Below are 22,857 nucleotides of genomic sequence, written 5' to 3' on the forward strand. Positions count from 1 at the left end.
CGTCTCAGAGCCCGTGCTCCTTCAGGATCTGGACGGCATTTTCCTTGGTGATCTTCTGCGTCGGCAGCGTGATGGTCTTTTCGACCTTCTCGCCGTTCAGAAACTTGATCGCCTGCCGCAGCCCTTCGGCACCCGGTGTCACATAGGTGAACGTCGCCGTCAGCTCGCCATTGTTGACCAGCGTTACGCCTTCATTTGGCAGGCCGTCGATGCCGATGAACTTGATGTCCTTCTCGCGTCCAGCATCCTTGGCGGCAAGATAGGCGCCGTAGGCCATCGGGTCGTTGTGACCATAGACGAGGTCGATCTTCTCGTTGTTGCGCAGTGCCGTGGCCATGATGTTGTAGGCCTGGTCCTGTTTCCAGTCGCCCGACTGCTGGTCGAGCAGGTATTTGATGCCCGGCTCCTTGTCGGTGAATTCATGGAAGCCGTCATGACGGTCATGAGCTGGCTGGGTGCCCATGCCGCCCCAGATCTCGACGACATTGCCTGATGCCTTGCCTTTGCCGCCGAGCAGCTCGACGGCGTATTCACCGGCAGCCCGGCCGATCAGCTTGTTGTCGCCGCCGACGAACTGCGTGTAGTCCTTGGTTTCGACATTGCGGTCGAGCACGAAGACCGGGATCTTGGCGTCGATCGCCTGCTGCACGACGCCGGTCAACCCAGCGGATTCCTTCGGTGACACCAAGAGCGCATCGACTTCCTGGCGGATCAGGTTTTCGACATCGGCGACCTGCTTTTCCGTCTTGTCCTCGCCGTCGGTGACGATCAGCTCGACTTCGGGATGCTTGGCGGCCTCAGCCAGGATGTCCTTGTTGAACTGGGCGCGCCAGGGCTCAATGGTCGTCACCTGCGAGAAGCCGATCTTCCACTTCTTGTCCTGCGCGTAGGCGTTGCCGCTGGCCAAAAGCGCGGTCGTGGTCAGCAGTGCCGCGGTGACGGCGGCGAGCTTCAGCAATTCACGTCGTTTCATTTCTTGTTTCCTCCAAGATTTAGAGACGGGGTCTCTTTTGACGGCCGCTTTGCTGCGGTCGTTTCCTTGTGCGCCTGCCCGCCCCAGAGAGGCGCAAATACCAGGCGCAGATAGAAGAGAAGATCAACGGCATTGCGCTCCTGGACGAGCACGGTGCCGATGATGATCATCCCCTTCAGTACGAGCTGAAGGTTCGAATTGATGTTGTGCAATTGCAGGATGTTCGAGAGCAGTCCGAAGATCAGCACGCCGCAGAATGTGCCGATGAGGCTGCCGCGTCCGCCCATCAGGCTGGTGCCGCCGATGACCACGGCGGCGATGGCATCGAGCTCCAGCCCGGCGCCGGCATCCGGCTTGCCTTGCCTGTATTGCGCGACATAGAGCACCGCCGCCACGCCGGCCAGCAGCCCGGACATGGCGTACGTGGCGATCTTGACGCGGCCGGCGGCGATGCCGGACAGCCGTGCCGCCTCTTCATTGCCGCCGATTGCATAGACGTAGCGGCCGAACGGGGTGAAGCGCAGCACCGCGCCGTAGATCAGGATCGCTCCGAGGAAGAAGAGGCCCGGCATTGGGATCACGCCGAAGACCAGCGAGCGCAGCATTTCGAAATCGGCGGTGGCGTTCGACCCGGTATAGACCGGCAGCACCGCATTGTTCTGGCCGGCGGTCAGCCGGGCGATGCCGAGCGCCGTCACCATCATCGCCAGCGTGACGATGAAGGGTTGCAGCCGTCCGGCAACGATGATGAAGCCGTTGAGTGCGCCGAACAGCAGGCCGACGCAAGGCGCCACCAGCAACACGCCGAGCACGCCGAACTTTGAGCCAACCTGCGGCAGCAAGAACCACAGCGCGAGACTGCACAGGATCACCCCGATGATGCCGGGCGTGACCAGTCCACGAACGCTATCCAGCTTGATGGCGTGGGTGGCCTGCGGACCGGCGCGGGATTTTTCGATGTTCAGGAAGACGAAGCGGGTGACCAGAATGCCGAGGCAAAGGGCGACTACGGCAACTGTCGGCACCCCCAGCACCACCGCCGGCGTGACGCCCGGAACCGTCAGCAGCATGGCGCAGACCACGGTGCAGATCGCCATCAGCGAGCCGACGGAAAGATCGATGCCGCCGGTGATGATCACCGCCGTCATGCCGGTGGCGATCAGGCCGGTGGTCGACACCTGGCGCAGCACATCGAGCAGATTGCCGTAGGACAGGAAGATGTTGTTGCCCTTGGAGCTGATCGGCGAGCCCAGCACGCCGATCAGGAAGATGGCGATCAGGCCCCAATAGAGCTTCGTCCGGGACAGGATGTTCAAGATGCTCATGCTGCGGGTCTCGTCATGGTCCGGCGCGGCGCCGCGAGCCGCATGATGGCCTCCTCGCTGGCTTGCGCGCGGGAAAGGATCCCCGTCTGGCGACCATCGGCCATAACCAGGATGCGGTCGGAAAGATGCAGCAGCTCCGGCAATTCCGAGCTGATGACGGCGATGGCGAGGCGGTCTTGCGCCAGCTTGAAGATGAGATCGTAGATATCCCGCTTGGCGCCGACATCGATGCCGCGTGTCGGCTCGTCCAGCAACAGCACCCGCGGCCGCGTCGCCAGCCATTTGCCGATGACGACCTTCTGCTGGTTGCCGCCGGACAGTGTGCCGGCCGGCTGCTCGATGGTCCCGCAGCGAATGCCGAGCGCCTTGACGGCGTGCCGCGCCAGGCCTTGCTCGGCGGCCCGCGAGCGAAGGCCGAACCGCGCCAGCGCGCCGACCAGCGGCAGCGCGACATTGTCGGTGATTGAGGCCTGAAGATGCAGGCCTTGCGTCTTGCGGTCCTCGGTCACCAGGGCGATGCCGAGCCGGCGGGCGTCGCGCGGCGCACGGATCTCCACCGGCTCGCCGGCGCGCCGGAATTCGCCGCCGGCGCGGCCGCCGCTGGAACCGAAGATGGTCTCCAGGATTTCGGTGCGTCCCGAGCCCAGAAGCCCGCCTATCCCCAGAATTTCCCCGGCGGCAAGATCGAAGTCGACGCCGTCGAGCGCGGTGCGCCAGCCGTGGCGGTCGGGTTTCGACAGCGATAGGCCGCTTACGGAGAGGACGATCTTACCGCTAGGGCCACGCTCTTCCTGAGAGGAGGCAAGCAGGTTTCGCCCGACCATCGCCGAAATGATGGTGTCTTCGTCGAGCTTTGCCATGGCCTCGGTGAGCACGTGGCGTCCATCGCGAAACACGGTGACCCGGCCGGCCAGCTGCATGACCTCGTCGATGCGGTGCGAGATGTAGACGATCGCCACGCCGCTGTCGGCAAGCTGACGGATGATCCGGAACAGCCTTTGGCATTCGGCCGGCGAAAGCGCCGAAGTCGGCTCGTCCATGATCAGGATACGCGCCGACATCGACAGTGCCTTGGCGATCTCGACCAGCTGCTGCTCGCCGACGCGCAGGCTGCCGACCCGCGCTTCCGGGTTGAGCTCGATGCCGAGCCTCTGCAGCAGCGCACCGGCGGCATGGCTGCTTGCCTTGCGGTCGACGATAAGTCCGGCGATCAGCTTCTCGCGCCCCAGGAAGATGTTATCGGCAACGCTGAGTTCGGGGACGAGATTGAGTTCCTGGTGGATGATGGCGATGCCGGCGTGCTCGGCGTCACGTACGCCGGCGAAACGGATCGGATTGGCATCGACGTTCACTGTTCCGTCGTAGTCCGTATAGATGCCGGAGAGGATCTTCATCAGCGTCGACTTGCCGGCGCCGTTTTCCCCCATCAGCGCATGGACCTCGCCGCGCCGCAGGTCGAAGCCGACATCGACAAGCGCGGCGATGCCACCGAACGTCTTGGAGATGTGCTCGGCGCTCAGAACGACAGCCGAGCGGGCGGCCGCAGCCGCATCATCTCCGGACGTGCCGAAATTGCCAGGCTCCATGACAATAACGGCCTCCCTTCCGTCGTCGTCGAACGCCTCAAACGCTAATCTAAACGTTTCGATCATGTCAAGCTGCTATCTGACGAGGCGGGATTGATGCATTTCAATTCTTGCGCAAATCCGCGAGATTCCGTAGGTATTGCAGTCAGAGAGGGCGGTGAAACGTTTCGAAAATGATGGCGTCAGGGCGAAAAAAGCAGCGAAGGTCCACGGCCCCAACGATGCTGCACGTGGCTGAGGTGGCGCGTGTTTCGGTCGCCACCGTCTCGGCGCTGATCAACGGCACCGCGACCGTCAGTCCCGAGCTCAGCCAGCGTATCGAACAGGCGATCCGCGACATCGGCTACAACCGCAACGCGATCGCCCGCAGCCTGAAGATGGGCACGACCCGCACCATCGGGCTTACCGTTCCCCACATCACCAATCCGTTCTTCACCGATGTCGTTTCGGTCATCCAGCAGGCATTCGACCGCGCCGGCTACGCGGTCATGCTGTGCTGCACGGACGAGGATCTGAACACGCAGGACGACCAGATCAGGCTGCTGCTCGACCGGATGGTCGACGGACTGATCGTCGCGCGCGTCGGCGACGGCGCGATCCTGAAGAGAATTGTCGACGACGCCAACGTGCCGGTGGTGATGCTCGACCGCGTTTGCGAAGGCGTCGATACCGACACCGTCGTTCTCGACAACCAGCGCGCGGTGTTCGACGCGATCACCTATCTGATCGATCTCGGCCACAAGCGGATCGGCTACATCTCCGGATCGTTCGACATCTCGCCCATGCATGACCGCATGACAGGGTATCGCGAGGCGCTCCAGACTGCCGGCCTGCCGGTCGAGAACGAGCTTATTCGCTTCGGCAATTTCCACGAAGTCGACGGCTACAACGCGACGATGCAGCTGCTTTCGCTGCACGACCGCCCGAGCGCCATCTTCTCGGCCAACAACCCGATGGTGATCGGCACCATGAAGGCGATCCGCGATATCGGGCTGTTCTGCCCCGAGGATATTTCGGTTGCCTGCTTCGACGATTTTCCATGGTCGGACGTGTTCCAGCCGCAACTGACCACAGTCGCACAACCGGTCAAGGCGATCGGCGAGCAGGCGGCCAATCTGCTGCTCGACCGGCTCGCCGGAAACAGGGACGCGCCGCCGCGCAAGCTGACGCTCAAGGGACGGCTGATGATCCGCAATTCATGCCGGCCAGTGGGGGCGCCCTTGGCGGCGATCGCACAAAGCGTCAGCGCGTGACACGCCTTTAGCAGCCTCGAAAAGAACGTCAGGCCGCTTCCGACAGCGATTTGTGGACGTCGCTCAGGATCTCGAACGATCGCACCCGCGCTGTGTGGTCGAAAATCTGCGCGGTGACCATCAGCTCGTCGGCACCGGTGCGCCGCACGAACGCCTCGATGCCTTGCCTGACCGTTTCCGGGGCGCCGACGACGGCGCAGGACAGCGCCTGGCCAAGCATGGTTTTGGCCATCGGGTCGAGGTCGCGCTCATATCCCTCGACCGGCGGCGGCAATCGGCCGGGTCGGCCGGTGCGCAGATTGACGAAGGCCTGCTGCAGCGAGGTGAACAGCAGCCGCGCCTCAGCGTCGGAGGGCGCCGCGAACACGTTGAGGCCGAGCATGACATAGGGCTTGTCGAGCTGCTTCGATGGCTGGAAGCCCGAGCGGTAGATCTCCAGTGCGTGGTCGAGTTCGGCCGGTGCGAAATGCGAGGCGAAGGCGTAGGGCAGACCGAGCATGGCGGCTAGCTGCGCGCCATAGAGGCTCGAGCCCAGGATCCAGATCGGCACCTGCTCGCCCTCGCCGGGCACAGCTCGGATACGCTGACCGTCTTCGGCCGGCTGGAAATAGCCCATCAGCTCGACGACATCCTGCGGAAAACTGTCGGCGCCGGCCTCGAGGTTGCGGCGCAGCGCGCGCGCCGTGCCCATGTCGGTGCCCGGCGCCCGGCCAAAGCCGAGGTCGATGCGGCCGGGATGCAATGCGTTAAGCGTGCCGAACTGCTCGGCGATGACCAGTGGCGAATGGTTGGGCAGCATGATGCCGCCGGCGCCGACGCGTATCGTTCTGGTGCCGCCTGCAACGTGGGCAATGACGACAGAGGTGGCGGCGCTGGCGATGCCCGGCATGTTGTGATGCTCGGCCAGCCAGTAGCGTTTGTATCCCAGCCGCTCGGCATGGCGGGCGAGATCGAGCGAATTGGCGAGTGATTGCGGAGCGTTGCTGCCTTCGACGATCGGCGACAGGTCGAGAACGGAAAGAGCGGTCATGGGGGGATCCTGTGGACGGGAGGGATGTAGGAAGCGACCGCCACAGCCACAAATTCAAAAAATTGAACAGACGCCGCGCGTCCAGGCAGGCGCAAAGGACGCTCTGAAATTTTGAATTCGAGAGGTCGTTTCCGGAACTTATCCAGGTTCTCGGATCATGCGCCCGCCGCCTTCTCGGTTTCTGAAATCTCTTCGTCCTCAACCGCCGTATGCTGCGCCGCCAGGAAATTGCCGACATGGCTGAGCCGGTCGAAGTGGTCGCAGAACACCTTGATGACGACCAGCAGCGGTACCGCTATCAGTGCGCCGACAAAACCCCACAGCCAGGACCAGAAGGCAATGGCGATGAGGATTGCCACTGCATTGATCTCGAGGCGGCGGCCAACCACCGTCGGCGTCACGAACTGTCCTTCGATGATGACGCACAAAATGACGAAGGCTGGCGCCAGCAGCGCATAGGAGATCGTCTCGAAGCTGATCAGCGCGATCACGGTAACCAGCGTGATCGTAATCAGCGCACCGATATAGGGCAGGAAATTGAGCAGAGCCGCTGCAGCGCCCCAGACCTGCGCGTTGGGCAGGCCGAGTGCCCACAGGCCGAGCCCGATGACAACGCCGAGACATGTATTGATGACCGTGATAGTAAGCAGATAGTGCGAGATCTCACGTTCGACGTCATGGACGACGCGCAGCGCCCGCTTCTTTTCGCTGAGGCTGGGGAAGGACTGGACAATCTTCTCATAGAACATCGTGCCGGAGGCGAGCAGGAACAGCGACAGGACGAAGACGATGGTGATGCTGGTGCCGGCCGACAGCACATTGCCGGCGGCCTGTGAGAGAAGGCCCGATGGCGCCATGGCCACCCTCTGAACGCCGGGCTCCTGGGAGGTCTGCGTCAGTCCCTCTATCTGACGCGAAATTTCCACGATCCTTTCGAACGGACGGCGCAGTTGCGCCAGACGTTCCGCAAGCTGCTGGCCGATCGACGAGGTGTTATTGATGAGGTCGATGACCGGGCCGCTAAGCAAATACCCTGCGACGGCGATGACGCAGAACGACAGCAGCACCAGCAATGTCGCCGACATGGGATCGGGCATGCCATGCTTGCGCAGGAAGCGGACAATCGGCGTCAGCGTCAATGCCAGCAGGAAAGCCAGAATGACCGGCATGAAGAAGGCACGGGCGAAGTAGAGCGCATAGATCGCCATAAGGATGAAGATGCCAACGAGCAGCGAACGCATCAGATGGGTATCCGCACGCGCCTTGGCGCGCGAATCCGGGCTATCGGCAGCGCCTGCGCCCGAAGCGGCGGGTTCGGCTTTCATTCTGGCCCTCGGCGGCACACCGCGATTGGCGTAGACCGTGGGCGGAAACGTCTTTGCGGCTTCAAAGTTCCGTTAGAGCGACGTGCGTCCACTTGGACGCACAAAGTGCGCTCTAACACTTTGAATCTGCGCATCGTGCTTTCCGAAAATCGATTCCGATTTCGGACCGATGCGGTAGCCGGCGTCGACGACGACCTTAGCCCTACATCGATCTTGCCGACGAATCAGACGGCCGGCGCGGCCACGGCAAGGATGGCCTTCGCCGTTTCCTTGCGCACGATCGGCGCCACCTTGGTGCCGTAGAGTTCTATCGCCTTCATGATCTTAGCGTGCGGCATGGTGCCGATCGCCATTTGCAGCAGAAAGCGATCGTTGCCGAATATCCTGTGCTGGGCAATGATCTTCTCGGCCACCTGTTCGGGATTGCCGACGAACAGCGCACCGTTCGGGCCGCGCGACTGGTCAAAATGTGCCCTCGACGTCGGACCCCAGCCGCGCTCGCGGCCGATGCGGTTCATCACCTCCGCCTGCGGCCCATAAAAATCGTCGGCTGCCTGGTCGGTGGTCTCCGCGATGAAGCCGTGCACGTTGAGGCTGGTGGCCAGATCAGCCGGATCATTGCCGGCCCGGTTGGCCGCCTCCCTGTAGATGTCGAACAGCGGTGCGAACCGCGCCGGCTCGCCGCCGATGATGGCCAGCGCCAGCGGCAGGCCGAGCGCACCGGCACGCGCGGCGGATTGCGGTGTGCCGCCGATCGCGATCCAGATCGGCAATCGGTCCTGGAACGGGCGGGGATAGACGCCGCGATCGTTGATCGGAGCGCGCAGCCTGCCCGACCAGGTCACCTTGACATGATCGCGGATGGCAAGCAGCAGGTCGAGCTTTTCGGCAAAGAGCTCGTCATAGTCCTCGAGATTGTAGCCGAACAGCGGAAAGGATTCGATGAACGAGCCGCGCCCAGCCATGATCTCGGCCCGGCCGCCGGATAGAAGGTCGAGTGTCGCAAACTGCTGGAAGACACGAACCGGATCGTCGGAGGAAAGCACGGTGACCGCGCTGGTCAGCTTTATGCGCCTGATGCGTTCGGCCGCCGCGGCCAGGGCCACGACCGGCGCTGAAGCCGCATAATCGGGACGGTGATGCTCGCCCAGCCCAAACACGTCGAGACCGACCTGGTCGGCCAGCTCGATCTCCTCGATCAGGTTGCGCAGCCGCTCATGCGCACCGATGGCACCGGGGCCCGGTTCCGGGCTGACGTCGCGAAGGTGTAGAGACCGAGTTCCATCATCTGTCATCCTGGCGTTTGTTTTCCGCGCTACAGGTAGCGACCGGCCCGCCGCGCCGCCAGAGGGCCGGATGGTGAACAGTGCATGTCCGTTTCTGCCGAATTCAGCCGAAAAGGCGTCACCCGACTGCAACAGCTCAGAATTTCATGGCTGGCATACCGTTTTGGCGCTTGAACTCTGGGTTTTCACGCGTATGTAAGCCTCGCAAATTGACTCCAGGGAAGTGGACTTGGCTATCTATAGGGAAAAAGACGTTTTCGAGCGGCGCAATGCCGCAAACGAGGCAAAGAGGGCGCTTCTCGAGCGCTTTAAGGCAAAGCCGGCAGCAGACGATCCAGCGGTGCTGGCACGACAGGCCGAACGCAAGGCAATCCTCGAAGCTCGTGCGATACGCGAGGCCGAAAAGGCCAGGCTGAAACAGGAAAAGCTGGCGCGCGAAGCGGCCGAAAAGGCCGAGCGCGAAGCTGCTGCCGAAGCAGCGCGTATCGCTGCGGAAGAAGCGGCGCAGGCGGAAGCGAAGATCCGGGAAGCCGAAGAGAACGAGCGCATCGCTCGTCTGCTTGCCGACGAGGCCGAGCGCAAGGCCAAGCGCGACGCGCGTTATGCGGCGCGCAAGCAGCGCACCGGCAGGACGCCTCCGGGCTTTTCCGCTCGCTAGCGCTCCTACAGCGCGATTTCACTAATCAAGTTCAGGGCCGCCTTTGCAGCGGCCCTGAAGGCGTTTGTGCTGCGGCCTGGCAGCAAAAAACTAGGCCGCGAGTTTCAATCCCATGATGCCGCAGACGATGACTGCGATGCAGGCCAGCCTGATCGCGGTCGCGGGCTCGCCGAGCAGCCAGATGCCAAGCAGCGCCGTGCCGACGGTGCCGATGCCGGTCCACACCGCGTAGGCCGTGCCGACCGGCAGCGTCTTCAGCGCCAGTCCGAGTAAGGCGAGACTGACAACCATCGAGACAACCGTCAGGACCGTCGGAAGCGGCTTCGAAAATCCGTCAGTATATTTGAGGCCGATCGCCCAGCCGATCTCGAACAGGCCAGCGAAGAAGAGAAGAATCCACGACATCGGAACGCTCCATTGGATTGCGGGTCGTCCCGGTCTTTTCGCAAAGCGCGAAGCCGTCTTCGCTGCATTGATATAGAAATTTCGGGTGCCTAATCAACAGCAGCGCCGACGGCATTTCAGGACCAATCGCTGAACATCGATTGGTTCTGAAATGCCGTCGGTCATGACCTTTGCGCCGAAACGCCGAGGCTTACCTGTCCTTGAGTTTGGTCGCCTTGACGGGCGGCGTTTTCAGGGTCGGCGCAGCAGCGGGTTTTTTCGCGTCTTTCTTCGGTTTGCGGGCTTCTTTGCCCGCCTTCATCGCACCTTTAGCCATGATTCGTTCCTCCGATTGTGGCAAGCGAAATGAACCAAGAGAAATGCGCGACCGCAAGTGGCATAATCTGGCGTGGGGACGGCGGGCGGCTATCAACCGATCTCTAATTCGCTCGTAAACCGCGTTGGTCCGTGCGATGATCTTTTTTGCGCTGCAGCATCGGCCCGTCCTTTCGCCGGGTGACGATCAGGCAGGGCGGGTCAGGACGACAATGCGAATCCATATCGGCTGCGAGATGAGCTTCGACTTTCCGCAGGAAACGCCGCTGATCGCGATGCTCAACGTCCACTATTCCCGTGCGTCAGATCTCGAACGGCCTGACTTCCTGACCTCGAACCTACCGGTGCCGATCGAGAGCTACCGCGATAGTTTCGGCAATTGGTGCAACCGTCTTGTCGCCCCGCCGGGTCGCTTCAGCTTTGGCACTGACGCGGTGATCCGGGATCCCGGCACTTTCGAGATCGGCGATCTGATGGCCTGGCAGCACGAGGTCCGCGATCTGCCGTCGGAAACATTGCTGTTCCTGCTGCCCAGCCGCTATTGCGAGAGCGATGTGCTGGCGACCGAGGCGTGGCGGCTGTTCGGCCACACGCCGCTCGGCATTCCACGCGTGCAGGCGGTCTGCGACTTCGTCCACAACCACATCATCTTCAATTACGGCAATGCGCGGCCAACGCGCACGGCAGCTGAGGCCTACCGTGAGCAAAGCGGCGTCTGCCGGGACTTCGCCCATCTCGCCGTCGCCTTCTGCCGCGCCTTGAACATCCCAACGCGCTACTGCACCGGCTACATCAGTGACATCGGCCTACCGAAACCGTGGTCGGACATGGATTTTGCCGCCTGGATGGAGGTCTATCTCGGCGGCCGCTGGCATGCCTTCGATCCGCGCAACAATGCGCCGCGCATTGGCCGTATCCTGATCGCCTCCGGCCGCGACGCTGCCGATGTGCCGCTGACCCATATTTTCGGGCCGGGCACGCTGGCCGGTTTCAAGGTCTGGACGGAAGAGATCGTCGACTAGGCCGTGTGGACAGTTAGCGCAACCACAAGACAATAGCCGCGAGAGTGACAACGGCGCGGTAATTGCGGGCGGTCTTCTCTAAGCGGTTGCGACCCGGCGGAACTGCTTGAGTTTGGAGAAGCAGCACTCGACGAGATGATGCTGGGCATAGAGGTGCCCTGACAGTGGGACAGTTTCTGGAGGCGGCCTACTTAGATTAGCTTGCACTGTAGTGGCGCTTGCCAAAGTCTCAAATGCGGTCAGACGTTCAAGAACCTAAAAAGCGGCGGGCTTGCTTCGGATGGTTAAGGCCAGGAGCGCCTCCGAAAGTCGTTTCTTCGCTCGCTCGACCCCGTTCTCGTCGATTGCCTCAACATCGAGGAACAAGTCGAGGCCAGTCGCGTGCTCGCTGATGACCTGAGGGCGCTGGGCCAGTTCACCCAGGAGGCCCTCGACTTCGTAGGGGACAACCTCCCGGCTGATCCCCTTCATGGCAATCGGTGCTAACGGACGCGCCCGGACAAGGTCGCGGACGAGCGCGTAAGTCTCATAGCTGAGGCAGATGCCGCCAGGCTCGGCAATCGACTGCAGACGGGCCGCCAAGTTCGCTTCGGCTCCGATGATCGTGTAGTCCATCCGATCATCGGAACCGAAGTTCCCAACATTGCAATAGCCCGTGTTGATGCCCATGCGAGCTTGGAAGGGCCGTTCAACTCCGCGGTCACGCCACACCCTGTTCAACTGCTCCAGCCGACGCTGCATGTCGACAGCCATGCGCAAGCAGGCTCTCGCGTCCTCCTCGACGCCTTGCGTCTCGGGGTCTCCGAAGAACACAAGAAGCGCGTCGCCGATGAACTTGTCGACGGTGGCGCCGTGTTTGAGCGCGATCGTCGACATCTCGGTGAAGTACTCGTTGAGGAGAACCGTCAGGTCCTCGGGCTGGAGCCGTTCCACGATCGCGGTGAAATCCTTGACGTCGGAGAAAAAGATCGTGAGCTTCTTGCGCTCGGTCGCGATGGTGACGTCCTTCTGGCCGCTGAAGATGCTTTTGTAAATTTGAGGCGAGAGGTATTTGGCGATCTTCAATGAGATTGCGGCCAGGAAGTCGTTTGCCTCGGAAAGCTCCTTATTGATGCCCTGAACCAAGGCGGACTGCCGACGCTGCAGGAGAATGAACGTCAGGCCCGCCGCCGCCGCGAAGCCGAAATATAGGAGCAGATATTTGAAAGCGAGGACGTTCGCAGCAATGGGCTGTTTGACTGATATCTCCTGGATCCCTCGGACATCCCCTACCTTCCAGTCCGTCTTGGGGCTGTCCGGGTGTGAGTTATGGCAGGTCACGCAGACTTGTCCCATTACAACCGGGGCCGCGGCGCGGACGTGCCGGTCAAACAGCGAACCCGAGACTTCGATGACCGGCTCCTTCGGGTTGGCGCGCAAAGCAAAGATTGCATTCCGCTCGAATACATCGAGCTGATGGGGGTCGCGACCTTTGAAAGGTAGATCCGAGACGAACCGATATTTGACCGACCCGTCGTGAGCGCTGATGCGCTTGCCGAGTTCGATCGAGAGGGTTGCTGGAATAGGGATCGCGCCTGGCACGTCCCGGTAGTTGTGCGTCGCGGTCACGGCGTCGTCGGCTTGCAGCACGCGTCCCACGACTTCGCTGCCGTAGAATCCGCGCATTTCGTCGATGATCCGGCTGATTTCGCTGGCTTGCGTGCGCAGCATCCGTTCCGATAGGTCTCGAAGGTCGAGCCAAGCTGCGACGGGCAGACCTATAAGGCCGATGACCACTGCCGCTACCAGGAGCGGTCCCATGGTGCGCTGCTGACGCGCAATCTGTTCACCCAGTCCAGCCATTGTGCAAGCGCCCGGCAGTCATTGGTATCTGAATTATAGCTCATTCCCGGCACGGTACTAGCGTCAGTCTTGGCTCGATGAAAACACGTCAGCCCTGCCATGACGGACCGACCTTGAGCGGTTGTTGCTAAGCCCCCACTCTCACAGCGGATTTCGCATCTGGCGCTAGACGGCAGTGAATCAGTGGGGATGTCGCAAATCGGTTGTGGCCCGGAATGCGCTCCGCGATAACCGCTTAAGGGTTAGAAGTTCACCTCTGGCAAGGTTGAGACTTCTGCGGCCGGAGAGCGCGTCGGAAAAGAAGTGTCCCGCGAAGCGTATCCTTCGGCGCCCGGCCAACTGCGGATGGTCGAACCGGCCTCGCCCGAAAAACAGAAAAGAGTGCTGACCATTGCCCAGCAGGATGCGGCGGTTCAGCGGGCCAACGGCGTGCTGACCGTCCATATGGGTCCTCGGGAGATCGTCGCCGGCTTGAGCATCGAGTTCGAGGACATTTATCGGCGCCCGAGATCGAGGCCTGCCTCGAACGCATCGAGGCACGGCTGAAGACCGAGATGCCCGAGGTCACGCGACTCTTCGTCAGGCCACAGACCAGCGGAACCTGGGCCCGCCGGCTTGAAAGTCGGAGTCGATTTCGGAAAGCATGATGTGTAGATGCAAAGCATTACAGCATACTATGTGTCCAAACGGGCGCACGTCGCTCAAGCATTGCCGAACGGATTTTGGGAGGAATGAAGATGAAGATCGACGGCGGGTGCCATTGCGGCGCCATCACTTACGAGGCAGAAGTCGATCCGGAAAAGACCAGTATCTGCCACTGCACCGATTGCCAGCAACTGACGGGCACGGCCTTCCGCGTGACCGTGCCGGCGCCGGAGGAGCACTACCGGATCACCAAGGGGACGCCGAAGATCTACATCAAGACCGCACCGAGCGGCGCCAGGCGCGCCCAGGCCTTTTGCGGCGAGTGCGGTTCACATCTCTACGCCACGTCGGTTGGCGACGGGCCGAAAGTCTACGGCATCAGGGTCGGCACGGCGCGGCAGCGCGAACAACTGATCCCGAGAAAACAGATCTGGCACCGCTCGGCGCTGCACTGGCTGCCGGAATTCGAAGGCACGACGATCGTCGAGGAGCAGTAGCCTCTCAGTCGTCGCCTTCGACCACTCTTAGCCTCAGCTGGCCGGTCTTGGAGTCGGCGACGCGTGCGCCTGCTTCGGCCCTCGCGCCGGTCCCATGTGTCGTCCCCGCCGATCCGGCGTCGCCCTCCGTCGGCTGCGCGCCGAACTCCAGCGCCTCGATCTTCTGGCCGCGCTTGGTCACCTTCGACGTCGAGACGAGGATTTCGTCAATATCCTTGGCCGACTGGCCGAAATGGCTCTGCAGCTTGCGCACCCGCTCGTCGAGGCGCGAGACATCCTCCATCAGCCGGATGACTTCGCCCTGGATCAGATGCGCCTGCTCGCGCATGCGGGCGTCCTTGAGAATCGCCTGAATGACCTGGATCGACAGCATCAGCAGCGATGGCGAGACGATGACGACGCGGGCGCGGTGCGCTTTGTGGACAATCCCCTCGAAATTCTCGTGGATCTCGGCGAACACCGATTCCGACGGAACGAACATGAAGGCGGTGTCCTGCGTCTCGCCCTGGATCAGGTATTTTTCGGAAATATCGCGGACATGCACCTCGATATCGCGCCGAAACGCTTGTGCGGCGACCTTCTGCAAATCGACGCCTTCGGCGGCACGGATGGCGTTCCAGGCTTCCAGCGGAAACTTGGCGTCGATGGCAAGTGCGGGCGCGCCGTTCGGCATCTTCACCAGGCAATCGGGTCGGCTGCCATTCGACAAAGTCGCCTGAAATTCATAAGCGCCGTGCGGCAGGCCGTCGGCGACGATCGCCTCCATGCGTGACTGGCCAAAGGCGCCGCGCGTCTGCTTGTTGGAAAGGATTGCCTGAAGTTGCACGACCTGGCTGGCGAGCGACTGGATGTTGCCTTGCGCGGTATCAATGACCGCCAGCCGCTCCTGCAGTTTGGCGAGGCTCTCATGCGTCGATTTCGTCTGCTCGGTCATGGTCTGGCCGAGACGGCCGGTCATCGCGTCGAGACGTTGTCCGATCGACTGTGTGAGTTCGGCCTGCCGCGCCCCGAACACTTCGGCGATGGCGCCCATGCGGCCCTGCATCTCGGCCTGGCTTGCCAAGATGCCGGCCATCCGCGCCTCGGCGTCACGGGCGTGGTCGGCGGCTTCCGCGGCAGCCACCGCACGCGCCTTGGCCGAGCGCCAGAGCGCGACGATGAGCGCCACGAACAGGCCCAGAAACAGGATCGCGCCGAATGCCAGCGCGTGGCCGAGCGTGATCGTGGTGGCGCCGAGCCGGGCGATTGGTTCGGACAGGATGGTGGTCAAGTCGTTCATATAGGACAGCATAGATGATTCGGCCTGACGGCACAGATCAAAACGTGAACGGCGCTGCAAATGCCCCGGTTGACGCTTTTCGTGCGAGGTCTTAGGTGAGACGCCATGTCGATCAAGCCGCTCATCATCCTTCCCGATCCCGTCCTGCGCCAGGTTTCGAAACCGGTCGAGCGCGTCGACGGCGCTTTGCGCAAACTGGCCGACGACATGCTGGACACCATGTATGATGCGCCGGGCATCGGTCTGGCGGCGATCCAGGTCGGCGAACCGCTGCGCATGCTGGTGATCGATCTCGCCAAGGAGGACGAGACGCCGGCGCCGCATGTCTTCATCAATCCCGAAATCCTTGAGAGCGCCGATCAGCGCTCGGTCTACGAGGAGGGTTGCCTGTCGATCCCGGATTACTATGCCGAGGTCGAACGTCCCGCCGCCGTGCGGGTGAAATATCTCGATCGCGACGGCAAACTGCAGGAGATCGAGGCCGAAGGGTTGATGGCGACTTGCCTGCAGCATGAGATCGACCATCTCAACGGCGTTCTGTTCATCGACCACATCTCCAAGCTGAAGCGCGACATGGTGATGAAGAAGTTCAAGAAGCTCGCCAGGGACAAAGCAGGCAACAAGGCGCCGGGCAAGTTGGTGGGATAGGGCTCAAAAATGCCCTTGCGCGTCATCTTCATGGGTACCCCTGAATTCTCCGTGCCGACGCTGCGGGCGATCGCGGACGCCGGACATGAGATAGAAGCCCTCTATACCCAGCCGCCGCGCGCCGCCGGTCGCCGCGGGCTGGAACTGACGCCGTCGCCGGTGCAGCGCGAGGCGGAGCGGCTGGGCGTCGAGGTGCGAACGCCGGTGTCGCTGAAAAGCGAGGCCGAGCAGCAGGCGTTCCGCGCCTTGCGGGCCGATGTCGCCGTGGTCGTCGCCTATGGCTTGCTGTTGCCCATACCCATTCTCGAGGCGCCGCGGCTCGGCTGCCTCAATGGTCACGCGTCGCTGTTGCCGCGCTGGCGCGGCGCCGCCCCTATTCAACGCGCCGTCATGGCCGGCGATACCGAGACAGGCATGATGGTCATGCGGATGGAAGAAGGACTGGACACCGGCCCAGTGGCCATGGTCGAAAAATGCACCATCGGACCCGATATGACGGCCGGCGATCTGCACGATCGGTTGATGCTCATTGGCGCTGCGCTGATGGCGGAAGCGCTGGCACGGCTGGAACGGGATGCCCTGACATTTACGACTCAGGCGACGGTGGGGGTGACCTACGCCAAAAAGATCGATAAAGCGGAGACGCGCGTGGACTGGACGCGGCCTGCTGGCGAAGTCCACGATCATATTCGCGGCCTGTCGCCCTTTCCCGGCGCATGGTGCGAGACCGAAATCGGCGGCCGCCTGGAACGGCTGAAACTGCTTCGCTCGACGCTTTCGCAAAGCGCCGGCGAGCCGGGAGGAATTCTCGACGACCGGCTGACGGTCGCCTGCGGGTCAGGCGCGATCAGGCTGGTCGAAGTTCAACGTGCGGGCGGAAGGCCCATTGCCGCGCAGGAGTTTCTGCACGGGGCCAAGCTCGAAAAAGGAATGAAGTTCTCATGAGCATGATGTCAATACGCGCGGCGACGCCGCGAGACCGCGAGGCGATCCGCCTTGTCGAGGAACACGCATTCGGCCAGCAGACGGAGGCCGGATTGGTCGATGCGCTGGTCAGCGGCGGCGATGCCGTCGTCGAACTGGTGGCGGAAGAAGATGGACAGGTAGTCGGCCATATCCTGTTTTCGCGGCTTTTCGTGCAGAACGGCGGCAAGAGCTTTTCGGCCGTGGCGCTGGCGCCCTTGGCTGTCGAGCCGTCATTCCACGGCACCGGCATCGGCGGCGCGCTGGTCCGCGAGGCGCATATCCGCCTGAAGGAGGCCGGCGAGGTGCTGGCTGTGGTGCTTGGCGATCCCGCCTACTATGGCCGCTTCGGCTACAGTCATGCGCGCGCCGAAAAGTTCGAAAGCGAGTACCAGGGCGAAGCCCTGCAGGCGCAGGCCTGGGGCGAGGCGCCTGAGACCGGCAAGCTGGTCTACGCTTCGGCCTTTAGCTCCGCGCTCGCCGCCTAACCTCATCCTGCTTAGGAATGCCGCGTTTTCGCCTCGACATCGAATATGACGGCAGCCTCTATGCCGGCTGGCAGCGCCAGGCAGACCAGCCTTCGGTGCAGCAGGCGATCGAGCAGGCGATCGAGAAATTCTGCGGCGAACGGGTCTCGCTGCGCGGCGCCGGCCGCACCGATGCCGGCGTCCATGCGACCGCTCAGGTGGCGCATGTCGATCTCGTCAAGGCATGGCCTGATGACAAGGTGCGCGATGCCGTCAATGCGCACCTGCAAACGGCCAAGGCGCGCATCGCCATTCTCAAGGCGGCTATCGTGCCTGATAGCTTCGACGCGCGTTTCTCGGCGATTGGCCGCCACTATCTCTATCGCATCGTCAACCGGCGCGCGCCGGCGGCGCTCGACAAGGGCAAGATCTGGTGGGTGCCGAAGCGGCTCAACGCCGAGGCCATGCACGAGGCGTCAAAGGTGCTGCTGGGGCGGCATGATTTCACCACGTTCCGCTCGACCCAGTGCCAGGCCGACAGCCCGATCAGGACGCTCGACCGGCTGGATGTCAGTCGGCTGGGTGATGTGATCGAAGTGCGAGCCTCGGCGCGCTCGTTCCTGCACAATCAGGTGCGCTCGATGGTCGGTTCGCTGAAGCGCGTCGGCGAAGGCGGTTGGACAATTGTCGACCTGAAGGCGGCGCTTGATGCGCGCGACCGTGCAGCCTGTGGCCAGGTGGCGCCGCCCGACGGACTTTTTCTCGTTGGGGTAGATTATCCGAAAGTCGACTAATTAGGCGCACCGATGCCGAGCAGCGCCTGCAGGCCGAATAGAACGACCAGCGACGCCACGAACATGCCGGCGAAGACGGCGGTGCCGACAGCCGCGCCCCTGCCGATGGCGACGTTTGTCATCCGCCAGGTCAGGATCATCGACAGCGCAAACAAAAGCAGCGACGCCAGTACGGCGAACTCGTTGGTGGACGGCATGAAAAGCCTGATCAACGCCGCCGGCAGCATCATCCAGGCGATGATCGCCGACGCCCAGTTGCTGGCGACGACATAGTGGACGAAGCGCCCGCCAATGCCGGCCCACGGCGCGACCAGGGCAAGGCCGGCGAGCGGCAACACCCAGGCGCCGATGTCGACCGTCGCCAGCCGGATCAGCATGCTGAAGCGCCCCGCGAATGCATTCGGATCGCCGATCTCATTGGCAAGGCCGACCCAGCCGACGATCAGCGCCGGTGCCGCGACGATGATGGCGAAGAAGGAATTCCAGAAACCGTCGGCCGAAAGGTCGAGCTGGCGCAGCCCGTCGGCCTTGCCGAGCATCAGTCGCCAGGCGCCGGTCATCGAAGCATAAGTTTCATCCGACGAAAGCATGATTACGATGCGCCTTGATCGAACCAGTCTTCGATGAAGCGCTGATAGATCTGCGTCAGCGTCTCGAGGTCGGCAAGCGCGACGCGTTCATCGACCATGTGCATGGTCTTGCCGACCAGCCCGAACTCGACCACCGGACAATAGTCCTTGATGAAGCGCGCGTCGGAGGTGCCGCCGGAGGTGGAAAGCGCCGGCTTCCTGCCGATCACCGCCTTGACCGAACCGCTGAGCGCTTCGATCAGCCGGTCGTCGCGGGTGAGGAAGACGTGGCTCGGCCGATCGCGCCAGACGAGCTCGTAATCGACCGGCGTCGTCTTGCCGGCCCGATATTTCTTGCGCTTCGCCGCCTTATCGAGGCGGTTGTGGATTTCCGCCTGGATGGTCTCGGCGGTCCATGTGTCGTTGAAGCGAATGTTGAAGGTGGCGGTCGCCTTTGCCGGAATGACATTGGTGGCCGGATTGCCGACGTCGATCGAGGTCACCTCCAGATTGGTCGGCTGGAAGTCCTTGGTGCCCTTGTCGAAGACGGGGTTCAGCAAGGCTTCGACCAGTGTCATCAGCCCGCGTACCGGATTGTCGGCAAGCTGCGGGTAGGCGGCGTGGCCTTGGCGGCCGTTGACGGTGATGCTGCCGGACAAAGAGCCGCGCCGGCCGATCTTGATCATGTCGCCCAACGCGTCGGGGTTGGTCGGCTCGCCGACGATAGAGGCGTCCCATTTCTCGCCCTTGGCGGCCGCCCATTCGAGCAGCTTTGTCGTGCCGTTGATGGCCGGCCCTTCTTCATCGCCGGTGATCAGCAGCGAGACCGAGCCTTTCAGGCCGCCTTTCGACTCGAAATGGCGCGCCACCGCGGCGATGAAACAGGCAATGCCGCCCTTCATGTCGACGGCACCGCGGCCGAACATCTCGCCTTTGGCGATCTCGGCGGCGAAAGGCGGATGCGTCCATGAGGCCTCGTCGCCGACCGGCACCACGTCGGTATGCCCGGCGAACATCAGGTGCGGACCGTTGCCGGAGCGCCGCGCATAGAGATTTTCGATATCGGGCGTGCCTCCTTCCGAAAACACCGGGCGCTCGACGGAAAAGCCGAGTGCTTTCAGCATTTTCTCCAGTGTGCTCAGTGCCCCGCCCTCAATGGGCGTCACCGAGGGGCAGCGGATGAGGGCGGCGAGATTTGCAGCGGGATCGGTCGGCAACGTCATGGGCAAAAGCGATAGTCGAAAGCGCAAGGCCTGTCACGGCCAGACATAAGGGCCAGCCATCCCGCCAAGATTATGGTTTTCATGCCGTATAGTCGCAGGCCAAGGCAGCATCATCGGATGGCCAACGAGGACAAAAAGATCGTCATTGCCGGCGCCGGCAGCATCGGCTGCTATGCCGGTGGCTGCCTGGCGCTCGCCGGCGGCAGCTGATTCTGCTGGCACGGCCGCGCATCGAAGAGCCCTTGCGGAAGGGCGGGTTGCGGGTCACCGACCTTGACGGCCGCGATCGCTCCATCAAGCCGGATGGGCTTTCGGTCACCGCCGATCCGGCGGTCGCGTTGCGCGGCGCGGCGCGACTGAAGAGATTGCGGCGCTCATTCCCGCCCACGCTCGCCCGGACGCAGTGGTGGTCAGCCTGCAGAACGGCGTCGACAATGCCGACAGGCTGCGGGCTGAGCTCGCCGGGCGGCATGTGCTCGCCGGCATGGTGCCGTTCAACGTGGTCCAGTCACTGGTGGCGAATTGCCGCTTCGCGTGCATCGCGATATAGGCAAAAAATCCGGCAAGGCTGATATCAAAATCCCTTAGGGCAGCGGAATGCCTAGTTTTCTTGGCCAGTCTGACCGCGGACAGTGGAATGCAAGACTGCGTTACTTCGGTCCTCGAGCGGCCAATCTATCTACCGGCACCGGGCACGTCGGATTTCTCTTCGGCAGGTAGAGAGCGGGTGTACCTGTTCTGTATGCTATGCTCAGGACCTCAGCCTGCTAGGAGCTGACCGCTAGCGTACGTCGCCGCATTCTTGCTCGTCACTGCTGACCGAAATGGCGATCGGGCCGGATCACGCCCACGGGATCACCATCATGACAAGCCACAGTCGCCTGTGGCGATGGTGGCTTATGGAATGGAACGGCTGGGCAAGTTGCGAGCTCTCATTTAGGAGCCAGACCATTTTCCTCCGCCGGATAAACTCCTTTCAGCACGTCATCGAAATGGCGGCTCGTGGCGGAATTGCACTCGCAGGCAAGCGCGCGGAGCCCATCGACATCGCGAATATTCATTCTGGCGCGCCGTGTTTCGACGACTCCTCGCCATCTGAGATCATGAATGATGCGGCTCAAGTAGCTGCGGCCCACGCCGAGCATACGCGACCTGTTTGGAAGACAAGAATGCCCATGTGGCACTTGGCGGGCCGCCCTCAGCACGCCGCAAGAACCCTTATGCAGGCGGGCCTGAAACATGAGCTTGAAACATCTTGCCGGCCCGCAATTCAGCAGCCTGCTGCGGCTGTATGTGGCCGGAGATTCGCCCGGTGCCCGCCGAGCCCGGGAGAGTCGGCTTCAAATTCTCGAAGAGTTGAAGGGCAAAATCGAGATTGAGATTATCGACATTCTCGTTCGGCCGGAGGAGGCAGAGAAGGGGGACATCCTTGCCACACCAACCCTTTCCGATGAATCCGTCAGCCCGCCCCGTCGCCTGGTCGGCGACATCAGCAACGTCGCACAGGTTCTCGAGTATTTCGGTTTCCGCAAAAAAGGACAGTGAACCATGACCGCAGAGGAAACTCTCATCGATCCTGTGCTCCAACGCGTCAAGACCGGCATTGAGGCATTCGACGACTTGGTGATGGGCGGATTGCCGCGTGGCCGCACCACTGTTGTCGGGGGCACGCCCGGCAGCGGCAAAACAGTGTTTGCCACGCAATTCCTGGCTCATGGCATTACTGATCTCAACGAGCCAGGCGTCTTTGTCACGTTCGAGGAATCACCTGCCGAGATCGAGGTCAACATGGCAAGCTTTGGCTGGGAGATAGGCCGGTGGCGCGAGCAAAACAAGCTCGCCTTTGTCGATGCCAGCCCGCGCCAATCGGACCAGATCGTAGTGGGTGATTTTGATCTAGCGGGGTTGCTGACGCGTGTCCTGCACGCCGCCAAGAGTGCCAAGGCCAAGCGAATCGTGCTCGATTCGATCACCCAGCTCTTTGACCATTTCGTCGGCGATCAGAAAACGGTGCGCCGGGAACTCCTACGCATTGCGACCGCCCTAAAGAAGGAGGGCCTAACTGTCCTTATGACGTCCGAGCGCAACAGCGAATATGGGGAAATCTCGCGCCACCGGATCGAGGAGTTCGTGGCCGACAACGTGGTCATCTTGCGCAATGCGCTCGACCGTGAACGCCGCCGCCGCACGATCGAAGTTCTCAAGATGCGCGGCAGCCGACATGTCGAAGGCGAGGTGCCGATCACGCTGGTCAGGGAGCAAGGAATTGTGGCTGTGCCTCTGTCGTCGCTGCGTCTTGAACAGCAATCCAGTACGAAGCGAGTGACCAGCGGCAACTACGAACTGGACAAGATGAGCAGCGGTGGCTTTTTCCGAGATAGCGTGACGCTTGTCAGCGGCGCGACTGGAACCGGCAAGACTTTGCTTGTTACTAATTTTCTTGCCGGCGGTGTTGCGGCTGGCGAGCGTGCCTTGCTGGTCGGCTATGAGGAAAGCCGTGGCCAGCTCTTCAGAAACGCACACAGCTGGGGCGTCGACTTCGAGGCAATGGAAGCGGAAGGCCGCCTCAAAGTGGTCTGCCTCTATCCGGAAGCCCAGAGCTTGCCCGATCACCTGCTGATGATTCGAGAGCTTGTCGAGGAGTTCAAACCTGATCGACTAGCTGTGAGCTTTCGGGAGGTTGTCCATTCGGACCGGACCGGGGAGACTGGAGTTACCAGGCTTCAGCACTCACCGGAGGGTCCGAATGAAC

At 62.3% G+C, this 22,857-nt stretch carries 23 protein-coding genes and 3 pseudogenes; 12 read left to right on the plus strand and 14 right to left on the minus strand.

What is annotated here, in order from left to right:
* Positions 1–4: 4 nt before the first annotated feature.
* From NKH12_RS14970 to NKH12_RS14980, 3 genes are read right to left on the minus strand one after another with little or no spacing between them, the layout of a single operon-like run.
* Positions 5–973 carry a substrate-binding domain-containing protein gene (locus NKH12_RS14970; protein ID WP_352953832.1) on the minus strand — a complete coding sequence of 323 codons (969 nt, stop codon included), beginning with the start codon at positions 971–973 and terminating at the stop codon, positions 5–7.
* The gene (locus tag NKH12_RS14975; RefSeq protein ID WP_352953833.1) at positions 970–2,298 is read right to left on the minus strand and encodes an ABC transporter permease; all 1,329 of its coding nucleotides are present in this window, start codon (positions 2,296–2,298) and stop codon (positions 970–972) included. Before NKH12_RS14975 ends, NKH12_RS14970 begins: the two co-directional genes overlap by 4 nt.
* Entirely contained in the window at positions 2,295–3,884 is a 1,590-nt protein-coding gene (locus tag NKH12_RS14980) for a sugar ABC transporter ATP-binding protein (protein ID WP_352953856.1), read from the minus strand. The genes NKH12_RS14975 and NKH12_RS14980 overlap by 4 nt, the downstream gene beginning before the upstream one ends.
* 221 nt (positions 3,885–4,105) lie before the next feature.
* Here NKH12_RS14980 and NKH12_RS14985 point away from each other — a divergent pair, with 221 nt between their 5' ends.
* Positions 4,106–5,137 carry a LacI family DNA-binding transcriptional regulator gene (locus tag NKH12_RS14985; protein ID WP_352953834.1) on the plus strand — a complete coding sequence of 344 codons (1,032 nt, stop codon included), beginning with the start codon at positions 4,106–4,108 and terminating at the stop codon, positions 5,135–5,137.
* Positions 5,138–5,165: 28 nt separating this feature from the next.
* On the opposite strand, the gene NKH12_RS14990 is transcribed toward NKH12_RS14985, so the two are convergent.
* From NKH12_RS14990 to NKH12_RS15000, 3 genes and pseudogenes are all read right to left on the minus strand, one after another.
* Positions 5,166–6,167, minus strand: a complete 1,002-nt coding sequence (locus NKH12_RS14990; protein WP_352953835.1) for an LLM class flavin-dependent oxidoreductase — start codon at positions 6,165–6,167, stop codon at positions 5,166–5,168.
* A 155-nt stretch (positions 6,168–6,322) separates the two neighbouring features.
* A complete protein-coding gene (locus NKH12_RS14995; protein ID WP_352953836.1) occupies positions 6,323–7,492 on the minus strand; it encodes an AI-2E family transporter in 1,170 nt (389 codons plus the stop codon).
* Between the two features lie 224 nt (positions 7,493–7,716).
* Positions 7,717–8,777: pseudogene (locus NKH12_RS15000) on the minus strand (LLM class flavin-dependent oxidoreductase).
* Positions 8,778–9,007: 230 nt separating this feature from the next.
* Between NKH12_RS15000 and NKH12_RS15005 the strand changes: the two are divergent.
* A complete protein-coding gene (locus NKH12_RS15005; RefSeq protein WP_352953837.1) occupies positions 9,008–9,436 on the plus strand; it encodes a DUF6481 family protein in 429 nt (142 codons plus the stop codon).
* 90 nt (positions 9,437–9,526) lie between these two features.
* Here the strand turns inward: NKH12_RS15005 and sugE are convergent, their stop codons facing one another.
* Both sugE and NKH12_RS15015 read right to left on the minus strand, forming a co-directional pair.
* Positions 9,527–9,841: a quaternary ammonium compound efflux SMR transporter SugE gene (gene sugE, locus NKH12_RS15010; protein WP_352953838.1), complete on the minus strand. Its 315-nt coding sequence runs from the start codon at positions 9,839–9,841 to the stop codon at positions 9,527–9,529.
* Between the two features lie 190 nt (positions 9,842–10,031).
* Complete coding sequence (locus tag NKH12_RS15015) at positions 10,032–10,157, minus strand: hypothetical protein (protein WP_352953839.1); 126 nt, start codon at positions 10,155–10,157, stop codon at positions 10,032–10,034.
* Positions 10,158–10,368: 211 nt separating this feature from the next.
* Here NKH12_RS15015 and NKH12_RS15020 point away from each other — a divergent pair, with 211 nt between their 5' ends.
* The gene (locus NKH12_RS15020; protein ID WP_352953840.1) at positions 10,369–11,178 is read left to right on the plus strand and encodes a transglutaminase-like domain-containing protein; all 810 of its coding nucleotides are present in this window, start codon (positions 10,369–10,371) and stop codon (positions 11,176–11,178) included.
* A gap of 13 nt (positions 11,179–11,191) precedes the next feature.
* Here NKH12_RS15020 and NKH12_RS15025 read toward each other — a convergent pair.
* Both NKH12_RS15025 and NKH12_RS15030 read right to left on the minus strand, forming a co-directional pair.
* A pseudogene (locus NKH12_RS15025) lies at positions 11,192–11,346 on the minus strand (IS5/IS1182 family transposase); the annotation flags it as partial.
* A gap of 87 nt (positions 11,347–11,433) precedes the next feature.
* Positions 11,434–13,020 (minus strand): adenylate/guanylate cyclase domain-containing protein, encoded by a 1,587-nt coding sequence (locus tag NKH12_RS15030; RefSeq protein WP_352953841.1) that lies wholly within the window; start codon positions 13,018–13,020, stop codon positions 11,434–11,436.
* 351 nt (positions 13,021–13,371) lie between these two features.
* Here NKH12_RS15030 and NKH12_RS15035 point away from each other — a divergent pair.
* Together NKH12_RS15035 and NKH12_RS15040 are read left to right on the plus strand one after the other, a co-directional pair.
* Positions 13,372–13,667 (plus strand): annotated as a pseudogene (locus NKH12_RS15035) (hypothetical protein); the annotation flags it as partial.
* A gap of 90 nt (positions 13,668–13,757) precedes the next feature.
* Positions 13,758–14,162 carry a GFA family protein gene (locus NKH12_RS15040; RefSeq protein ID WP_352953842.1) on the plus strand — a complete coding sequence of 135 codons (405 nt, stop codon included), beginning with the start codon at positions 13,758–13,760 and terminating at the stop codon, positions 14,160–14,162.
* A gap of 4 nt (positions 14,163–14,166) precedes the next feature.
* On the opposite strand, the gene NKH12_RS15045 is transcribed toward NKH12_RS15040, so the two are convergent.
* Complete coding sequence (locus NKH12_RS15045) at positions 14,167–15,441, minus strand: DNA recombination protein RmuC (RefSeq protein ID WP_352953843.1); 1,275 nt, start codon at positions 15,439–15,441, stop codon at positions 14,167–14,169.
* Between the two features lie 105 nt (positions 15,442–15,546).
* Here NKH12_RS15045 and def point away from each other — a divergent pair, with 105 nt between their 5' ends.
* From def to truA, 4 genes are read left to right on the plus strand one after another with little or no spacing between them, the layout of a single operon-like run.
* Positions 15,547–16,089: a peptide deformylase gene (gene def, locus NKH12_RS15050; RefSeq protein ID WP_352953844.1), complete on the plus strand. Its 543-nt coding sequence runs from the start codon at positions 15,547–15,549 to the stop codon at positions 16,087–16,089.
* Between the two features lie 9 nt (positions 16,090–16,098).
* A complete protein-coding gene (fmt, locus tag NKH12_RS15055; RefSeq protein ID WP_352953845.1) occupies positions 16,099–17,034 on the plus strand; it encodes a methionyl-tRNA formyltransferase in 936 nt (311 codons plus the stop codon).
* The gene (locus NKH12_RS15060) at positions 17,031–17,540 is read left to right on the plus strand and encodes a GNAT family N-acetyltransferase (protein ID WP_352953846.1); all 510 of its coding nucleotides are present in this window, start codon (positions 17,031–17,033) and stop codon (positions 17,538–17,540) included. Before fmt ends, NKH12_RS15060 begins: the two co-directional genes overlap by 4 nt.
* Positions 17,541–17,557: 17 nt before the next feature.
* On the plus strand, positions 17,558–18,313 hold the full coding sequence (gene truA, locus NKH12_RS15065) for a tRNA pseudouridine(38-40) synthase TruA (protein WP_352953847.1): 756 nt from the start codon (positions 17,558–17,560) through the stop codon (positions 18,311–18,313).
* On the opposite strand, the gene NKH12_RS15070 is transcribed toward truA, so the two are convergent.
* Both NKH12_RS15070 and dapE read right to left on the minus strand, forming a co-directional pair.
* Entirely contained in the window at positions 18,310–18,903 is a 594-nt protein-coding gene (locus NKH12_RS15070) for a transporter (RefSeq protein WP_352953848.1), read from the minus strand. The genes truA and NKH12_RS15070 overlap by 4 nt on opposite strands.
* Positions 18,904–18,905: 2 nt before the next feature.
* Positions 18,906–20,105 (minus strand): succinyl-diaminopimelate desuccinylase, encoded by a 1,200-nt coding sequence (gene dapE, locus NKH12_RS15075; protein WP_352953849.1) that lies wholly within the window; start codon positions 20,103–20,105, stop codon positions 18,906–18,908.
* A gap of 406 nt (positions 20,106–20,511) precedes the next feature.
* Here dapE and NKH12_RS15080 point away from each other — a divergent pair, with 406 nt between their 5' ends.
* Positions 20,512–20,655 carry a 2-dehydropantoate 2-reductase N-terminal domain-containing protein gene (locus NKH12_RS15080; RefSeq protein ID WP_352953850.1) on the plus strand — a complete coding sequence of 48 codons (144 nt, stop codon included), beginning with the start codon at positions 20,512–20,514 and terminating at the stop codon, positions 20,653–20,655.
* Positions 20,656–21,037: 382 nt separating this feature from the next.
* On the opposite strand, the gene NKH12_RS15085 is transcribed toward NKH12_RS15080, so the two are convergent.
* Positions 21,038–21,346 carry a helix-turn-helix domain-containing protein gene (locus tag NKH12_RS15085; protein WP_352953851.1) on the minus strand — a complete coding sequence of 103 codons (309 nt, stop codon included), beginning with the start codon at positions 21,344–21,346 and terminating at the stop codon, positions 21,038–21,040.
* On the opposite strand from NKH12_RS15085, the gene NKH12_RS15090 reads away from it, so the two are divergent.
* Positions 21,345–21,650 carry a circadian clock KaiB family protein gene (locus NKH12_RS15090; RefSeq protein ID WP_352953852.1) on the plus strand — a complete coding sequence of 102 codons (306 nt, stop codon included), beginning with the start codon at positions 21,345–21,347 and terminating at the stop codon, positions 21,648–21,650. The genes NKH12_RS15085 and NKH12_RS15090 overlap by 2 nt on opposite strands.
* A 3-nt stretch (positions 21,651–21,653) precedes the next feature.
* Positions 21,654–22,857, plus strand: a 1,204-nt coding sequence (kaiC, locus tag NKH12_RS15095) for a circadian clock protein KaiC (protein ID WP_352953853.1), incomplete at its 3' end; no start/stop codon positions are given.

Origin of the sequence: Mesorhizobium sp. M1322, assembly GCF_040318085.1 — a bacterium.
In the GTDB taxonomy this organism is placed as follows: domain Bacteria; phylum Pseudomonadota; class Alphaproteobacteria; order Rhizobiales; family Rhizobiaceae; genus Mesorhizobium.

What these genes read in the sequence shown, in the direction of transcription:
- NKH12_RS14970 (WP_352953832.1), bottom strand. Translation starts at nt 973, where the DNA reads ATGAAACGACGTGAATTGCTGAAGCTCGCCGCCGTCACCGCGGCACTG.
- NKH12_RS14975 (WP_352953833.1), bottom strand. Translation starts at nt 2,298, where the DNA reads ATGAGCATCTTGAACATCCTGTCCCGGACGAAGCTCTATTGGGGCCTG.
- NKH12_RS14980 (WP_352953856.1), bottom strand. Translation starts at nt 3,884, where the DNA reads ATGGAGCCTGGCAATTTCGGCACGTCCGGAGATGATGCGGCTGCGGCC.
- NKH12_RS14985 (WP_352953834.1), top strand. Translation starts at nt 4,106, where the DNA reads ATGCTGCACGTGGCTGAGGTGGCGCGTGTTTCGGTCGCCACCGTCTCG.
- NKH12_RS14990 (WP_352953835.1), bottom strand. Translation starts at nt 6,167, where the DNA reads ATGACCGCTCTTTCCGTTCTCGACCTGTCGCCGATCGTCGAAGGCAGC.
- NKH12_RS14995 (WP_352953836.1), bottom strand. Translation starts at nt 7,492, where the DNA reads ATGAAAGCCGAACCCGCCGCTTCGGGCGCAGGCGCTGCCGATAGCCCG.
- sugE (WP_352953838.1), bottom strand. Translation starts at nt 9,841, where the DNA reads ATGTCGTGGATTCTTCTCTTCTTCGCTGGCCTGTTCGAGATCGGCTGG.
- NKH12_RS15015 (WP_352953839.1), bottom strand. Translation starts at nt 10,157, where the DNA reads ATGGCTAAAGGTGCGATGAAGGCGGGCAAAGAAGCCCGCAAACCGAAG.
- NKH12_RS15020 (WP_352953840.1), top strand. Translation starts at nt 10,369, where the DNA reads ATGCGAATCCATATCGGCTGCGAGATGAGCTTCGACTTTCCGCAGGAA.
- NKH12_RS15030 (WP_352953841.1), bottom strand. Translation starts at nt 13,020, where the DNA reads ATGGCTGGACTGGGTGAACAGATTGCGCGTCAGCAGCGCACCATGGGA.
- NKH12_RS15040 (WP_352953842.1), top strand. Translation starts at nt 13,758, where the DNA reads ATGAAGATCGACGGCGGGTGCCATTGCGGCGCCATCACTTACGAGGCA.
- NKH12_RS15045 (WP_352953843.1), bottom strand. Translation starts at nt 15,441, where the DNA reads ATGAACGACTTGACCACCATCCTGTCCGAACCAATCGCCCGGCTCGGC.
- def (WP_352953844.1), top strand. Translation starts at nt 15,547, where the DNA reads ATGTCGATCAAGCCGCTCATCATCCTTCCCGATCCCGTCCTGCGCCAG.
- fmt (WP_352953845.1), top strand. Translation starts at nt 16,099, where the DNA reads ATGCCCTTGCGCGTCATCTTCATGGGTACCCCTGAATTCTCCGTGCCG.
- NKH12_RS15060 (WP_352953846.1), top strand. Translation starts at nt 17,031, where the DNA reads ATGAGCATGATGTCAATACGCGCGGCGACGCCGCGAGACCGCGAGGCG.
- truA (WP_352953847.1), top strand. Translation starts at nt 17,558, where the DNA reads ATGCCGCGTTTTCGCCTCGACATCGAATATGACGGCAGCCTCTATGCC.
- NKH12_RS15070 (WP_352953848.1), bottom strand. Translation starts at nt 18,903, where the DNA reads ATGCTTTCGTCGGATGAAACTTATGCTTCGATGACCGGCGCCTGGCGA.
- dapE (WP_352953849.1), bottom strand. Translation starts at nt 20,105, where the DNA reads ATGACGTTGCCGACCGATCCCGCTGCAAATCTCGCCGCCCTCATCCGC.
- NKH12_RS15090 (WP_352953852.1), top strand. Translation starts at nt 21,345, where the DNA reads ATGAGCTTGAAACATCTTGCCGGCCCGCAATTCAGCAGCCTGCTGCGG.
- NKH12_RS15085 (WP_352953851.1), bottom strand. Translation starts at nt 21,346, where the DNA reads ATGTTTCAGGCCCGCCTGCATAAGGGTTCTTGCGGCGTGCTGAGGGCG.